Below are 14,130 nucleotides of genomic sequence, written 5' to 3' on the forward strand. Positions count from 1 at the left end.
TGCTTGACCACGACATCCGTAGTGAACAGGACGCGCATGCGAGAGCTCACCTACTACGTCGCCACGAGCCTCGACGGCTGCATCGCCGCGCCCGACGGCAGCGCCGACGCGTTCCCGCTCGACGGCGACCACATGCACGTGCTCCTGCACGAGTTCACCGACGCGATCCCCACGCACGTGCAGCACGCCGTGGGCGTCGCCGCCGACCGCTCGCGCTTCGACACGGTCGTCATGGGGTGGCGCACGTACTTGCCGGCGCTCGACGAGGGCATCGCGAGCCCCTACGCGCATCTGCGGCAGATCGTCGCGACTCGCGGCGTGCGCGACGTCGACGATGCGATCGAGCTCACGAGCGATCCCGTCGCGACGGTGCGCGCCCTCAAGCGGGAGCGGGGGAGCGGCATCTACCTCGCGGGCGGCGGCGAGCTCGCCGCGTCGCTCGTCGACGAGATCGACCGCATCGTGCTCAAGGTGAATCCGATCGTGCTCGGCTCGGGCATTCGGCTCTTCGGCGACGCGGCGTCTGCGCCGCGGACGTTCGAGCGCGTGGCCGTGCGGCCCTTCGCGTCTGGTGTGACGATCCTCGAGCTCGAGCGTCGGCGCTGACCGAACCCGGAGCCGCCAGCCCCGTCGGCGAGTGGTCACTCGATGCGGTCAGCGAGCGGGAATCACCGCATCCGGCGACCACTCGCGGAGGTCAGATCGTGAGGCGCGAGCCCGCCTCCACCTCGTGGTGGATGCCGCCGCCCTGCTCGACCGCCCAGCGGATGCGGCCGTTCGCCATCTGCAGCCCGAACGACGAGATGGGCTGCTCGTGCGTCGCGAACGTGCGCCTGGGCGCCACCTCGAGCACGAAGTCCATCGCCTCGCCGATCTTCAGCCACGGCGCACCGCACGGCGTCGCGAGCAGCTCGACCGGCCGATCCGGCACGGCGTACGAGTCGCCCGGGTAGTAGAAGGCGTCGTCGACCATGACGCCGACGTTGTCGACGAGCGGGATCGATCGGTGGATCTCGGCATGGGTGCCGCCGAAGAAGCGCAGCGCGAACGATCCGAGCGCGCGCGAGTCGCCCGCGGCCACGACGTCGACGTCGAAGTCCGCCGCAGCGGCGGCGACGCCGGCGGGCGCCACGATCGGCACGCCGCCCGACGCGCCCTGCAGCCGCCGCAGGTGCTCTGGCGTCCAATGGTCGGCGTGCTCGTGCGTCAGCACGATGCCGACGAGCCCAGGCGCGTCGAACGGCGGCGTCAGCGACCCGGGATCGATCACGAGCGTCTCGTCGCCCTTGCGGATCGTGAGGCATGCGTGCACGTGCTTCGTGATCTCCATGCCGGACGACGCTACGCCCGCACGGCGCGCGCGGCCAGGGGTGGCGCGCCCTGCGTGCGAGCGACGTCGGGTCCGCGTCCAGGCGATGCCGCGATGCTGACGACATGACCGACGCCTCCCGGCCCGACGACGTGCCCGCGTTCGACCGCGAGCAGCTGCGATGCCCGCTGTGCGGCAGCCCCCACTTCCAGTGGGAGCGCATCACCCCGTTCCGCGATGGCGTCTCGAGCACGTTCTGGGGCGTCTTCTCGGAGACGCTCGAGCTCGACATGGCCTCGTGCACCGCGTGCCGTCACGTGCTGTGGTTCCGCGCATGAGCCGCGCGACTCGCTCGCGCGCATAGGCTCGCCCCGTGCTCGTCGTCGTCGCATCGAACCCGCAGGCGAGGTTCGGCAGATCCGGACCGGTCGGCGCGCGCGTCGTGCAGGTGCTGCGCGACGCGGGCCACGAGGTCGTGCACCGCACCGCGCCGGACTTCGACGCCCTGCAGCGCGCCGCTCGAGCGTCGGCAGCGAGGGCGGATGCGCTCGTCGTCGTCGGCGGCGACGGCATGGTGCACCTGGGCGTGAACGTCGTCGGCGGCTCGTCGACGCCGCTCGCGATCGTGCCTGCGGGCAGCGGCAACGACTTCGCGACCGAGATCGGCATGCCGGGCGTCGAGGAGGCCATCGAGGGCCTGCCTGCGCTGCTCGAGACCGAGCCCGCCCGCTGCGACCTCATCCGCATCCGGCATCCGGATGGCGAGACGTTCGCGGCCGGGATCGTGTCGGTCGGGTTCGACGCCGACGTCAACGTGCGCTCGTTCCGCATGACGCGGGTGCCGGCGCGGCTGCGGTACCAGGCGGCGATCGTCGCGACGCTCGCGCGCCTGAGGCACCGTACGTTCCGCATCCGCATCGACGGCGGCGAGGAGCGCTCGTGGCGCACGGTGATCGCGGCGATCGCGAACCATCGCGTGTTCGGCGGCGGCATCCCCATCGCTCCGACGGCGTCGACGACCGACGGCAGGCTCATGGGCATCCTCGCCGACGAGCTGTCGCGGCCGCAGTTCCTCGGGCTGCTCGCGAAGGCGCTGCGGGGCAGGCATCTGGAGGATCCTCGCGTGCACGTCGAGGACATCGGCACCGTCACGATCGCGTGCGACGACGCGACGGTGCTCGCGTGCGCCGATGGCGAGATCGTCGGCAGGCTGCCCATCGAGTGCAGCGTCGCGGTGGGGGCGCTGCGCGTCTACGGCACCCCTCGCTGACGAGCGAGTCGCGGCCTCGACACGCCGCCGGATGCGGCGAGCATGCCTCGTTTTGCATCGAGGCCCCCGCGTGTGGCATCCTTGTCCAGTCGCAGACGGCCCCATCGTATAGCGGCCTAGTACGCTGCCCTCTCACGGCGGTAACGCGGGTTCGAATCCCGCTGGGGTCACCAACACCACGAAGGCCCGGGCTTCCACGCCCGGGCCTTCGTCGTTCCCGCTCGCTGCACGTGCCCCGACGGGCATAGCAGGAGCAGAGGAAGCCGCGTCACGATGGCCGATGGCCCGCGCGGGCCCTCGAGAGGAGACCCTCATGCAGTGCCCCACCGACGGAGCCACGCTCGTGATGAGCGAGCGCAGCGGCATCGAGATCGACTACTGCCCCGACTGCCGGGGCATCTGGCTCGACCGTGGCGAGCTCGACAAGCTCGTCGAGCGGTCGTACGGCGAGCCCATGCCGCAGGCGTCGGCCGAGTCGTGGCAGCAGCGCCAGGGGCAGCAGCAGTGGGATGCGCAGGGCCAGCAGGGGCAGGGCCAGCACGGCTACGGCCAGCAGGGCCACGGTCAGCAGGGCCGGGGCGGCCAGAGCGGCACGGCCGCGACGGTCGGCAAGATCGCCGACCAGGTGCTCAAGCAGGTGCAGAAGCGCTCGGGCGGCCAGCAGCAGGGCTACGGCCAGCAGGGATACCAGCAGGGCAACGGCCAGCAGCAGGGCCGACGCAGCTGGCTCGGCGACATCCTCCGCTGACGCGCGCTCGGCGGGGTCAGAGCAGGCCGAGCGCGCGCACCTGCTCGCGCTCGTCGGCGAGCTCGGCGATCGAGGCGTCGATGCGTGCGCGCACGTCGTCGGGGATCGACAGCTCGTCGACGATCGTCCACTCGCCGTCTGCGACGGTCACGGGGAACGACGACACGAGACCGGCGGGCACGCCGTAGGAGCCGTCGGAGACGACGGCCATCGACGTCCAGTCGCCATCGGCCGTGCCCGTCGTCCACGTCCTGGCGTGGTCGATGGTGGCCGATGCGGCGCTCGCCGCCGACGACGCGCCGCGCGCGGCGATGATGGCGGCGCCGCGCTGCGCCACGGTGGGGATGAAGTCGTCGGTCACCCACGCGGCCTCGACGAGCTCGGGCGCCGGGCGTCCGTCGACGAGCGCGCCGGAGAGGTCGGGCACCTGCGTCGCGGAGTGGTTGCCCCAGATCGTCATGCGGCGCACGGACGCCGGGCCGACGCCGACGTGGGCTGCGAGCCGAGCGACGGCGCGGTTGTGGTCGAGCCGCGTGAGCGCGCTGAAGCGGGTCGCGGGGATCGACGGCGCGTGGTGGGCGGCGACGAGCGCGTTCGTGTTCGCCGGGTTGCCGGTGACGGTCACGCGCACGTCGTCGGCGGCGACGGCCTCGAGTGCTGCGCCCTGCTCGCGGAAGATCGCGCCGTTCGCGGCGAGCAGGTCGCCGCGCTCCATGCCGGGCCCGCGGGGCCTGGCGCCGACGAGCAGCGCGTGCGAGACGCCGTCGAACGCGACGCGGGGATCGTCGGCGACGTCGACGCCCGCGAGGGTGCCGAACGCGCAGTCCTCGAGCTCCATGACGACGCCCTCGAGGGCGGTCATGGCCTGCGGCAGCTCGAGCAGCCGCAGCCGCACGGGCTCGTCGGGACCCAGCAGCGCTCCGCTCGCGATGCGGAACGCGAGCGCGTAGCCGATGCTGCCTGCTGCTCCCGTGATGGCGATGGACGTGACCATGGCGACCTCCCTGTCCACCTCCACGCTCGCACGCCGCGGCATCCGACAGGCCGCCCCACCCAGCAGAAGAATGCAGGTTTTCGGCCGCTTGTGAGGTGAGAAGCGGCCGAGAACCTCAGATGTGGAGTCGGGTCGGCGGGGTCAGGGGCGCGCGAGCGCCGCACCCTCGCCGATCGCCGCGAGCTTCGCCCACGCGATCTCGGGATGCACGCGGCCGCCGAGGCCGCAGTCGGTCGACGCGACGACGCGGTCGGCGCCGACGATGCTCGCGAGCCGCTCGATGCGGTCGGCCACGAGCCGCGGATGCTCGACCACGTTCGTGGCATGGCTCACGACGCCGGGCAGCAGCCGCACGTGCTCGGGCAGCGCGATGCGCTCCCACACGCGCCACTCGTGCTCGTGCCGCACGTTTGCGGCCTCGAACGAGATCGCACCCGCGCCGATCTCGAGCACCTGGTCGACGATGTGCTCGAGCCCGAGGTCGGTGACGTGCGGACCGTGCCACGAGCCCCAGCACACGTGCAGCCGCACGCGCTCGGGTGGGATGCCGCGCAGCGCGTGCCGCAGCGCATCCACGCGCACCTGCAGCCACGCTCGGTAGTCGGCGACCGTCGGCTCCGGCGAGATCTGATCCCAGCTCTCGGCGAGCGACGGGTCGTCGACCTGCACCGTGAGGCCCGCGTCGACGATCGCGAGGTACTCCTCGCGCAGCACGTCCGCCCACGCCCACACGTGCTCCTCGTCGGAGCCGTAGTGCGCGTTCGCGACGCGCGCGCCCGACCCCGGGGAGAGCGCGGTGAGGAAGCCCTCCTCGATGCCTGCAGCGTCGATCGCCGTCTTCAGCGCGCGCGCATCCGAGGCGACCGCGTGCTGCCCGACGTACGACAGCGGCCCGGTCGTCGCGGGGAACTGCACGGCGCGGCGGCCGGCGAGCACGCCGTCGGGGTCGGCGTACGCGCCGGGGAACAGCACGCGGTCGCGGCGGTGGGGGAACGACGTCAGGCGCACGTCGCCCGGCGCCGACGGCGTGTGGCCGGAGCGGTACACGTCGTCGTCGGTGAGCGAGAGGCCGGCGACGCGCTGGAACGCGTACGACCACCACGCGCCGTAGTCGACGGCCGTCGACATGGCCTTGCCGTACTCGCCGTCGTTCACGATGCGGATGCCGGCGTCGCGCTGCCGCACGACGACGTCGGCCACGGCGGCCGCGACGAGCGCGTCGTGCTCGTCGGAGCGCTCGAGGGTGAAGCCGTCGTCGGCGACGCGGCGTGCGGCGTTCGCGGCGAGCAGGGCGGGCGTGCGCGGGAGCGAGCCCGCGTGGGTCGTGAGGATGTCGGCCATCCCCGTCAGCCTCGCAGGTGCCCGCTGCACCCCGCCAGGTGGTGTCGTCACGTGACGGAGCGGCAGCGGCTCAGGCGACGACGCGACCCTGCGTCCGCACCGCCATCGCGTGCGCGAGGACGGCGAGCTCGGGCTGCATCCCCGCGGCGTCGAGCACGATGCCGCGCGCGGCGATGCGCTGGCGGTCGGCGTCGGACAGCCGACCCTCGACGAACCGGGGGTCGACGTGCAGCGTCATCCGCGCCCACCGGCCGTCGCCCGCGCGCCGCGCGCCCAGCACCGCCTGCCACGGCGTGCGCACGATGCCGCCGGTCGGCAGCCACGCCACGATCCCGTGCGCATCGATCTGCACGCGCTCACGAAGCCCGCGGGCCGCGAGCCATCGCCGCCGCACCGCGATGCTGACGACGACGCACATCGCGGTGCCGACCAGCCCGAGGACCACGGTCGGCGCGATGAAGAACGTCGACCATCCGCGGACGAGGCTGTCGACGAGGGCGCCGATCACGATCACGAGCAGGATCGCGGCGACCACCAGGCATGCGATGGCGCCGACGAAGAGCGGACGGAACTGGCGATCGAGCGCGGGGACGTCGGTGGTGACCAGGAGGTCGGCGGGAGGCTGCTGCTGCACGTCGTCATCCTCGCCGAGCACGCGGGACGACGCCTGGGAGCGTCAGCGGGTGGGGCCCTGGCCGTCGGTGGTCGTCGCCGCGTTCGCGAGCCCACGACGCGTCGGGGGCACGGCATCCACGGGGATCATCTTCGCCACCTGCATGCGGTCGATCGCGGCGAGCGCGAGCGCAGACAGGATGAACGTGACGTGGATGACGACCTGCCAGAACGCCCCCTCCGACGTGATGCCCTGCGCCTCGCCGTCGACCATCGGCCCGACCTCGATGAACGTGCGCAGCAGGTGGATCGACGAGATGCCGATGATCGCCATCGCGAGCTTCACCTTCAGGATGTTCGCGTTGACGTGGCTCAGCCACTCCGGCTCGTCGGGATGCTCGCGCAGGTCGATCTTCGACACGAACGTCTCGTAGCCGCCGATGATGACCATGATGAGCAGGTTCGCGACCATCGCGACGTCGATGAGGCCCAGCACCGAGAGCATGATGACGGCCTCGTCGATGTGCCCCGTCGTCATGAGCGTCTGCCACACGTCCTCGGTGATGAGGTAGTAGAGGTCGATGACGAAGACGATGACGTATGCCAGCTGCGCGACGACGAGGCCGGCGTAGATGGGCGCCTGCAGCCAGCGGCTCGCGAAGATGAAGCGCGCGATCGTGCGCGCGAACGGCTTGTCGTTGTAGCGGATCGCGGGGATCTCGGACACGGCTGCTCCAGGTTCGACGCAGTGGGAGAGAGCGTCAGGATAGCGCCGCGCTCCCGGCGGATCCGGTGCGCGCAGCCCGTCACGGCTGCACCATCGGCCTCGGGCGTAGACTGGCGGACTGGAGCAGGGAGGGTCGCAATGGGCAGGACGCTGGCCGAGAAGGTGTGGGACGACCACATCGTCGTCAAGGGCGAGGACGGCTCGCCCGACCTCGTCTACATCGACCTCCACCTCGTGCACGAGGTGACGAGCCCGCAGGCGTTCGACGGTCTGCGGCAGGCGGGCCGCCCGCTGCGACGCGTCGACCTGACCGTCGCGACCGAGGATCACAACACCCCGACGCTCGCGATCGACAAGCCCATCGAGGACCCGACGAGCGCGAAGCAGATCTCGACGCTGCGCGACAACGCCGCCGAGTTCGGCGTGCGCATCCACTCGCTCGGCGACAAGGAGCAGGGCATCGTGCACATCGTCGGCCCGCAGCTGGGGCTCACGATGCCGGGCATCACGGTCGTCTGCGGCGACTCGCACACCTCGACGCACGGCGCGTTCGGTGCGATGGCGTTCGGCATCGGCACGAGCGAGGTCGAGCACGTCATGGCCACGCAGACGCTGCCGCTCAAGCCGTTCAAGACCATGGCGGTCACGGTCGAGGGCACGCTGCGCCCCGGCGTCACGGCGAAGGACATCATCCTCGCCGTCATCGCGCAGATCGGCACGGGCGGCGGCGCCGGCTACGTGTTCGAGTACCGAGGATCGGCGATCCGCGCCCTCTCGATCGAGGGCCGCATGACGATCTGCAACATGTCGATCGAGGCGGGTGCCCGCGCGGGCATGGTCGCGCCCGACCAGACGACGTTCGACTACCTCGAGGGCCGCGACCACGCGCCGAAGGGCGCCGACTGGGATGCCGCCGTCGAGCACTGGAAGACGCTGCCGACCGACGACGACGCCGTCTTCGACGCGGAGATCTTCATCGACGCCGACGCGCTCGAGCCGTTCGTCACGTGGGGCACGAACCCCGGTCAGGGCTCGCCGCTGTCCGAGGCCGTGCCCGACCCGGCATCGTTCGCCGACCCGCAGGATCGCGCGGCTGCCGAGAAGGCGCTCGCCTACATGGACCTCGCGCCCGGCACGCCCCTGAAGGACGTGCGCGTCGACACCGTGTTCATCGGCTCGTGCACGAACTCGCGCATGGAGGACCTCCGTGCGGCCGCCGAGATCATCAAGGGCAAGCGCAAGGCCGAGGGGCTGCGCGTCATGGTCGTGCCAGGCAGCGCGCGCGTGCGCCTGGAGGCGGAGGCCGAGGGCCTCGACAAGGTCTTCCTCGACTTCGGCGCCGAGTGGCGCTTCGCAGGCTGCTCGATGTGCCTGGGCATGAACCCCGACCAGCTCGCTCCCGGCGAGCGCTGCGCATCCACGTCGAATCGCAACTTCGAGGGCAGGCAGGGCAAGGGCGGTCGCACGCACCTCGTGTCGCCGCTCGTCGCGGCGGCGACCGCCATCCGCGGCACGCTCTCGAGCCCGTGGGACCTCGAGATGGATGCCCGGGCAGGCGACGACGCACGATCGAACGAGGGAGTGGTGGCCTGATGGAGAAGATCTCGACCCTGACCGGCCCGATCATCCCGCTGCGGTCGTCGAACACCGACACCGACCAGATCATCCCCGCTGTGTTCCTCAAGCGCGTCACGAAGACCGGCTATGACGATGCGCTGTTCTACCACTGGCGGCAGGACCCGGACTTCGTGCTCAACCAGGAGCCGTACGCCCGAGGCGGCATCCTCGTCACCGGCCCCGACTTCGGCACCGGCTCGAGCCGCGAGCACGCCGTGTGGGCGCTGCGCGACTTCGGCATCACCGCCGTGCTCAGCCCCCGCTTCGGCGAGATCTTCCGCGGCAACGCCGGCAAGCAGGGCCTGCTGACGGGCGTCATCGCCGAGGAGGCCGTCGAGCGCCTCTGGGCGGCCGCCGAGGCGAGCCCGGGAATGCAGACCACCGTCGACCTCGTTGCCCGTACCGTGACGATCGGCGACGAGACGATCGACTTCCAGATCGACGACTACACGCGCTGGCGCCTCCTCGAGGGCCTCGACGACATCGCGCTCACGCTGCGCGACGAGGAGCGGATCACGGCCTTCGAGGCCACCCGCCCCTCATGGATGCCGAGGACGCTGCCGGTGCAGACGGGAACCCGGTGAACGCTGACCAGCTCTCCGCGACCTCGACGAAGGCCACGGGCCTCGACGTCGATGCGCTGACCATCCGCGGCGGCAAGCCGCTGCGCGGCCGCATCGAGATGAAGGGCGCCAAGAACCTCGTCACGAAGGCGATGGTCGCCGCGCTCCTGGCAGACACTCCGTCCGAGCTGCGCTCGATGCCCGCCATCAGCGACGTGCGCGTCGTGCGCGGGCTGCTCGAGATCCACGGCGTCGCCGTGGAGACGCTCGGCGACACGATGCGGCTCGACCCGGCGAACGTCGAGAGCGCCCACGAGACGTCGATCAACGCGCACGCAGGCTCCAGCCGCATCCCGATCCTGTTCTGCGGGCCGCTGCTGCACCGTCTCGGCGAGGCGTTCATCCCCGACCTCGGCGGCTGCCACATCGGCGACCGCCCCATCGACTACCACCTCGAGGTGCTGCGCAACTTCGGTGCCGTCGTCGAGAAGCTCCCCACGGGCATCCGCATGACCGCGCCGGGTGGGCTGCACGGCGCGAAGGTCGAGCTGCCCTACCCGTCGGTCGGCGCGACCGAGCAGGTGCTGCTCACCGCGACGCGCGCGAAGGGCCGCACCGAGCTGTCGAACGCGGCCGTCGAGCCGGAGATCATGGATCTCATCGCGATCCTGCAGAAGATGGGCGCCGAGATCCAGGTCGACACCGACCGCACGATCCGCATCGAGGGCGTCGACCATCTCGTCGGCTACAGCCACACCGCCCTGTTCGACCGCAACGAGGCCGCGTCGTGGGCGTGCGCGGCGCTCGCGACCGGCGGCGACATCTTCGTCGGCGGCGCACGCCAGCAGGAGATGACGACGTTCCTCAACGTGTACCGCAAGGTCGGTGGCGCGTTCGAGATCGAGGACGACGGCATCCGCTTCTGGCATCCGGGCGGCGACCTCAAGCCCGTCGTCGTCGAGACCGACGTGCACCCCGGCTTCATGACCGACTGGCAGCAGCCGCTCGTCGTCGCGCTCGCGAAGGCGAAGGGCATCTCGATCGTGCACGAGACCGTGTACGAGCAGCGCTTCGGCTTCACGGAGGCGCTGCGCGACATGGGTGCGACGATCCAGATCCACACGGAGTGCCTCGGCAGCCACGCGTGCCGCTTCGGGCAGCGCAACTACGAGCACTCTGCGGTCATCGCAGGCCCGACGATGCTGCACGGCGCCGACATCGTCGTGCCCGACCTGCGCGGCGGCTTCAGCCACCTCGTGGCGGCGCTCACGGCCGAGGGCACCTCGCGCATCTCCAACGTCGGCATCATCGCGCGCGGCTACGAGCGGTTCATCGAGAAGCTGACGGTGCTCGGCGCCGACTTCGACGTCGACGGATGACCATGGTTCGCCACAGCGAGCGCACGCCCGCGTTCCGCGTCCTCGCGGGCGTGGTCGTGCCGCCGTTGACGGCGATGGCCGACATCCGGCTGCACCATGCGGAGCGCGTGCCGCAGACGGGGCCGTTCGTGCTCGCGCCGAACCACATGAGCGAGATCGATCCGATCGTCGTCGGCGCAGCGTTGTGGAAGGCGGGGCGCGCGCCCCGCTTCCTCGCGAAGAAGAGCCTCTTCCGCGTGCCGGTGCTCGGCCAGGTCATGCGAGCGACGGGGCAGGTCCCCGTCGACCGCGACGGCGTGGCACGCGACGCCGACCCCATGCAGGCGGCGCGCGCGCTCGTCGACCAGCAGCAGGCGGTCATCATCTACCCGGAGGGCACGTTGACGCGCGACCCGGAGCTGTGGCCGATGCGCGGCAAGACGGGCGCCGTGCGCATGGCGTTGCAGGCCGGCGTGCCGATCGTGCCCGTGGCGCACTGGGGCGCGCAGCGCCTCATGCCGCGCTACGCGAAGGGCATCCGTCCTCTCCCGCGCAAGCGCATCGACGTGCTGTTCGGCGAGCCCGTCGACCTCGACGCGTACCGGGGCGGCCCGCTCGACCAGGCGACGCTGCTGCGCGCCACCGACGCCGTCATGACGTCGATCACGGCGCTGCTGGCTCAGCTGCGCGACGAGCAGCCGCCTGCCGAGCGGTGGGATCCGGTCAAGCGAGGGCAGAGCGAGACGGGACGCTTCGATGGCTGACGTCGCGGTGCTCGGCGCCGGCAGCTGGGGCACGACGTTCGCGAAGGTGCTCGCAGACGGCGGCAACGCCGTGACGATGTGGGCGCGCAGGCCGGAGGCGGCCAGGGAGATCGCCGAGTCGCGACGCAACACCCGCTACCTGCCCGGCATCACGCTGCCCGCGTCGCTCACGGCGACGTCGGATGCCGCAGCCGCCGTCGCGGGCGCGCAGCAGATCTACCTCGCCGTGCCCAGCCAGCAGCTGCGGCAGACGCTCGCCGACCTGCTGCCCGTGCTGCCGCGCGACGTGCCGCTCGTGAGCCTCATGAAGGGCGTCGAGGCCGGCACGCGCCTGCGCATGAGCGAGGTCATCGCCGAGGCCGCGCACGTCGGCCCCGAGCGCGTCGCCGTCGTGTCGGGTCCGAACCTCGCGCTCGAGATCGCGCAGGAGCATCCGACCGCCGCCGTCGTGTCGTGCAGCGACCTCGACACCGCGATGGCCGTCGCGCGCGTCGCCCGCAACGACTACTTCCACTCGTTCGTGAACGACGACGTCATCGGCACCGAGTTCGGCGGCGTGCTGAAGAACCTCGTCGCCGTCGCGATCGGCATCGTCGACGGCGTCGGCTACGGCGAGAACACGAAGGCGTCGATCATCACGCGCGGCCTCGCCGAGCTCACGGCGTTCGCCGTCGCCCACGGTGCGAAGCCCGAGACGATGCACGGCCTCGCGGGCCTCGGCGACCTCATCGCCACGTGCGCGTCGCCGCTGTCGCGCAACTTCACCGCTGGCAGGCTCCTCGGCCTCGGCTACTCGCGGCAGGACGTCGTCGCCCGCATGAACCAGGTGGCGGAGGGGCTGTCGTCGATCGCCCCCGTCGCCGAGCTCGCCGCCGCGCGCGGCATCCCGATGCCCATCCTCGAGCAGGTTCGGCTCGTGATCGACGAGGCGATGGATCCGAAGGACATCGCCCCGCACCTCACGACCGACGACGCCGAGCCCACCCTGGAGATGCTCTCGTGACCGACCGCATCCGCGTCGCCCTGCTGTTCGGCGGCCGTTCGAGCGAGCATGCGATCTCGTGCGCCACCGCAGGCAGCGTGCTCGCCCACATCGACCGCGACCGCTTCGACGTCGTGCCGATCGGCATCAGCCGCTCCGGCGAGCTGCGGCTGCAGCCCGACGCGCCCGACGCCATGACGCTCGCGAGCATGCCGGAGGTCGTCGCTGGCGACCGCGTGCTGCTGCCGGCGACGACCGACTCGCGCGAGCTCGTGGCGATCGACGACGCCGGCTCCATGCGCTCGCTCGGCGACGTCGACGTGGTGTTCCCCATCCTGCACGGCCGCTTCGGCGAGGACGGCACCGTGCAGGGCATGCTCGAGCTCGCCGGCCTCCCGTACGTCGGCAACGGCGTGCTGGCGAGCGCCGTCGGCATGGACAAGCACTTCACGAAGACGGTGCTCGCGCACGCGGGCATCACGGTGGCGCCGTGGATCACGGTGCAGCGACGCGAGTGGGATGCCGATCCGGAGGCGATCCGCACGCGCCTCGGCGACCTCACGATGCCGCTGTTCGTGAAGCCCGCGCGTGCGGGCTCGAGCGTGGGCGTCTCGCGCGTCGACTCGCTCATCGACCTGGGTGGCGCGATGGCGGAGGCGTTCGCGGAGGACTCGCGGGTGCTGATCGAGGCCGGATGCCCGGGCCGCGAGGTCGAGGTGGCCGTGCTGCAGGGCCGCGACGGCGGCATGCCGCGCGCCTCGCTCCCCGGCGAGATCGTGCTGCGACCCGGCGAGTTCTACGACTTCGACGCGAAGTACGTCGACCCGGATCGCGCGAGGGTCGTGTGCCCGGCCGACCTCGACGAGGCGTCGACGGCCGCGGTGCAGCAGACCGCGATCCGCGCGTTCGACGCGATCGAGGGATCCGGGCTCGCCCGCGTCGACTTCTTCCTCTCCGAGCAGCACGGCGTCGTCGTGAACGAGATCAACACGATGCCGGGCTTCACCACCATCTCGATGTTCCCGCTCGCATGGGGTGCGACGGGGCTCGACTACGGCGAGCTCATCACCGAGCTCATCGAGCTGGGGCTCGCGGAGGAGCGGTGAGCCCCTGGTGGGCGGTGGCGACGTTCGTCGTCACCACGTTCGTCGCAGGCGGCGCCGCGCGCCTCGTCGACCCGTCGGCGAGCGCCGACGTGCCGTCGCTGCTGTGGCTCGCGCCCGCGCTGGGCGCGGGTCTCACGTGGCTCATCGGCCGCCGCTGGCTCGCCGCGATGCTGCCGGTGGCCGTCTCGCGCAGGCAGGTCGCGGCGCACACGATCCTCGGCGTCGGCTCGGCGGTCGTGCTCGTGGGGCTCGTGGCGCTCGGCACCGCGCTCGTGCCAGGAGCCGGCGGCGACGTCGACGGCTCGCCGTGGCTGCTCGCGCTGCTCGCCCTGCCTGCGGCGCTCGCGCTCGAGCTCGGCTGGCGCGGCACGCTGCAGCCGCTCGTCGAGCCGCGCCTGGGACGCATGTGGGCGAGCGTCGCCGTCGGCCTCGCGTGGGCGGCGTGGCGGCTCGAGGTCGATGCCGAGGCGGGCTTCGTCGGCACGATCGTCGCCTCGGTGGCGGTGTCGGTGCTGCTGGGGTACCTCGGCACCGGCTCGTGGTGGCAGCGGTGGCTCACGGCATCGGTCGTGCAGGCGCTCGTGACGGCGGCGCTGCCCTTCCTCGTGGGCTCCGCGCCCTCGGCGGCCGGCTCGTTCGTCGTCGCGGGCGCGTCGGTGGTGACGGCGGCCGCGTGGCTGCTCATGTTCAGCGCTGCGCAGCGCCGCCGGGCGGCGCGCGCAGCCTCCCAGGCGTAGCC

General features: G+C 71.9%; 16 protein-coding genes and 1 tRNA gene. 12 read left to right on the top strand and 5 right to left on the bottom strand.

Annotated features, from left to right (window positions below; genetic code table 11):
• Nucleotides 1-36 precede the first annotated feature (36 nt).
• Nucleotides 37-606, top strand: a complete 570-nt coding sequence (locus ACZ6H8_RS00245) for a dihydrofolate reductase family protein (protein WP_464143303.1) — start codon at nucleotides 37-39, stop codon at nucleotides 604-606.
• 91 nt (nucleotides 607-697) lie between these two features.
• Here ACZ6H8_RS00245 and ACZ6H8_RS00250 read toward each other — a convergent pair whose 3' ends face one another.
• On the bottom strand, nucleotides 698-1,330 hold the full coding sequence (locus ACZ6H8_RS00250) for an MBL fold metallo-hydrolase (RefSeq protein ID WP_464143305.1): 633 nt from the start codon (nucleotides 1,328-1,330) through the stop codon (nucleotides 698-700).
• 104 nt (nucleotides 1,331-1,434) lie between these two features.
• Here ACZ6H8_RS00250 and ACZ6H8_RS00255 point away from each other — a divergent pair, with 104 nt between their 5' ends.
• The 4 genes from ACZ6H8_RS00255 (at nucleotide 1,435) to ACZ6H8_RS00270 (ending at nucleotide 3,327) form a co-directional block, all read left to right on the top strand.
• Nucleotides 1,435-1,647: a hypothetical protein gene (locus ACZ6H8_RS00255; protein WP_464143306.1), complete on the top strand. Its 213-nt coding sequence runs from the start codon at nucleotides 1,435-1,437 to the stop codon at nucleotides 1,645-1,647.
• Between the two features lie 35 nt (nucleotides 1,648-1,682).
• Nucleotides 1,683-2,579, top strand: coding sequence for a diacylglycerol/lipid kinase family protein (locus ACZ6H8_RS00260; RefSeq protein WP_464143308.1), 897 nt, complete (start codon nucleotides 1,683-1,685; stop codon nucleotides 2,577-2,579).
• A 97-nt stretch (nucleotides 2,580-2,676) separates the two neighbouring features.
• Nucleotides 2,677-2,752 (top strand) — tRNA-Glu (locus ACZ6H8_RS00265).
• A 140-nt stretch (nucleotides 2,753-2,892) separates the two neighbouring features.
• Entirely contained in the window at nucleotides 2,893-3,327 is a 435-nt protein-coding gene (locus tag ACZ6H8_RS00270) for a TFIIB-type zinc ribbon-containing protein (RefSeq protein ID WP_464143310.1), read from the top strand.
• A 16-nt stretch (nucleotides 3,328-3,343) separates the two neighbouring features.
• Here the strand turns inward: ACZ6H8_RS00270 and ACZ6H8_RS00275 are convergent, their stop codons facing one another.
• The 4 genes from ACZ6H8_RS00275 to ACZ6H8_RS00290 all read right to left on the bottom strand — a co-directional run bounded on the left by ACZ6H8_RS00275 (nucleotide 3,344) and on the right by ACZ6H8_RS00290 (nucleotide 7,001).
• The gene (locus ACZ6H8_RS00275; RefSeq protein WP_464143311.1) at nucleotides 3,344-4,321 is read right to left on the bottom strand and encodes a malate dehydrogenase; all 978 of its coding nucleotides are present in this window, start codon (nucleotides 4,319-4,321) and stop codon (nucleotides 3,344-3,346) included.
• Nucleotides 4,322-4,462: 141 nt separating this feature from the next.
• Nucleotides 4,463-5,662, bottom strand: a complete 1,200-nt coding sequence (locus tag ACZ6H8_RS00280; RefSeq protein WP_464143312.1) for a cobalamin-independent methionine synthase II family protein — start codon at nucleotides 5,660-5,662, stop codon at nucleotides 4,463-4,465.
• Between the two features lie 70 nt (nucleotides 5,663-5,732).
• Nucleotides 5,733-6,296, bottom strand: coding sequence for a hypothetical protein (locus ACZ6H8_RS00285; protein ID WP_464143313.1), 564 nt, complete (start codon nucleotides 6,294-6,296; stop codon nucleotides 5,733-5,735).
• A 42-nt stretch (nucleotides 6,297-6,338) separates the two neighbouring features.
• Nucleotides 6,339-7,001, bottom strand: a complete 663-nt coding sequence (locus ACZ6H8_RS00290; protein WP_464143314.1) for a TIGR00645 family protein — start codon at nucleotides 6,999-7,001, stop codon at nucleotides 6,339-6,341.
• A gap of 138 nt (nucleotides 7,002-7,139) precedes the next feature.
• Here ACZ6H8_RS00290 and leuC point away from each other — a divergent pair, with 138 nt between their 5' ends.
• From leuC to ACZ6H8_RS00325, 7 genes are read left to right on the top strand one after another with little or no spacing between them, the layout of a single operon-like run.
• Nucleotides 7,140-8,594 carry a 3-isopropylmalate dehydratase large subunit gene (gene leuC, locus ACZ6H8_RS00295; protein ID WP_464143315.1) on the top strand — a complete coding sequence of 485 codons (1,455 nt, stop codon included), beginning with the start codon at nucleotides 7,140-7,142 and terminating at the stop codon, nucleotides 8,592-8,594.
• Complete coding sequence (gene leuD / locus ACZ6H8_RS00300) at nucleotides 8,594-9,202, top strand: 3-isopropylmalate dehydratase small subunit (protein WP_464143316.1); 609 nt, start codon at nucleotides 8,594-8,596, stop codon at nucleotides 9,200-9,202. The genes leuC and leuD overlap by 1 nt, the downstream gene beginning before the upstream one ends.
• Nucleotides 9,160-10,560, top strand: a complete 1,401-nt coding sequence (murA, locus tag ACZ6H8_RS00305; RefSeq protein ID WP_464143317.1) for a UDP-N-acetylglucosamine 1-carboxyvinyltransferase — start codon at nucleotides 9,160-9,162, stop codon at nucleotides 10,558-10,560. Before leuD ends, murA begins: the two co-directional genes overlap by 43 nt.
• Nucleotides 10,561-10,562: 2 nt before the next feature.
• Nucleotides 10,563-11,303 carry a lysophospholipid acyltransferase family protein gene (locus ACZ6H8_RS00310; protein WP_464143318.1) on the top strand — a complete coding sequence of 247 codons (741 nt, stop codon included), beginning with the start codon at nucleotides 10,563-10,565 and terminating at the stop codon, nucleotides 11,301-11,303.
• Nucleotides 11,296-12,306 carry an NAD(P)H-dependent glycerol-3-phosphate dehydrogenase gene (locus tag ACZ6H8_RS00315; RefSeq protein ID WP_464143319.1) on the top strand — a complete coding sequence of 337 codons (1,011 nt, stop codon included), beginning with the start codon at nucleotides 11,296-11,298 and terminating at the stop codon, nucleotides 12,304-12,306. The genes ACZ6H8_RS00310 and ACZ6H8_RS00315 overlap by 8 nt, the downstream gene beginning before the upstream one ends.
• Entirely contained in the window at nucleotides 12,303-13,391 is a 1,089-nt protein-coding gene (locus ACZ6H8_RS00320) for a D-alanine--D-alanine ligase family protein (RefSeq protein ID WP_464143321.1), read from the top strand. Before ACZ6H8_RS00315 ends, ACZ6H8_RS00320 begins: the two co-directional genes overlap by 4 nt.
• A complete protein-coding gene (locus ACZ6H8_RS00325; RefSeq protein WP_464143322.1) occupies nucleotides 13,388-14,128 on the top strand; it encodes a CPBP family glutamic-type intramembrane protease in 741 nt (246 codons plus the stop codon). Before ACZ6H8_RS00320 ends, ACZ6H8_RS00325 begins: the two co-directional genes overlap by 4 nt.
• Nucleotides 14,129-14,130: the final 2 nt, after the last annotated feature.

This window comes from Agrococcus sp. AC640b (genome assembly GCF_979255995.1).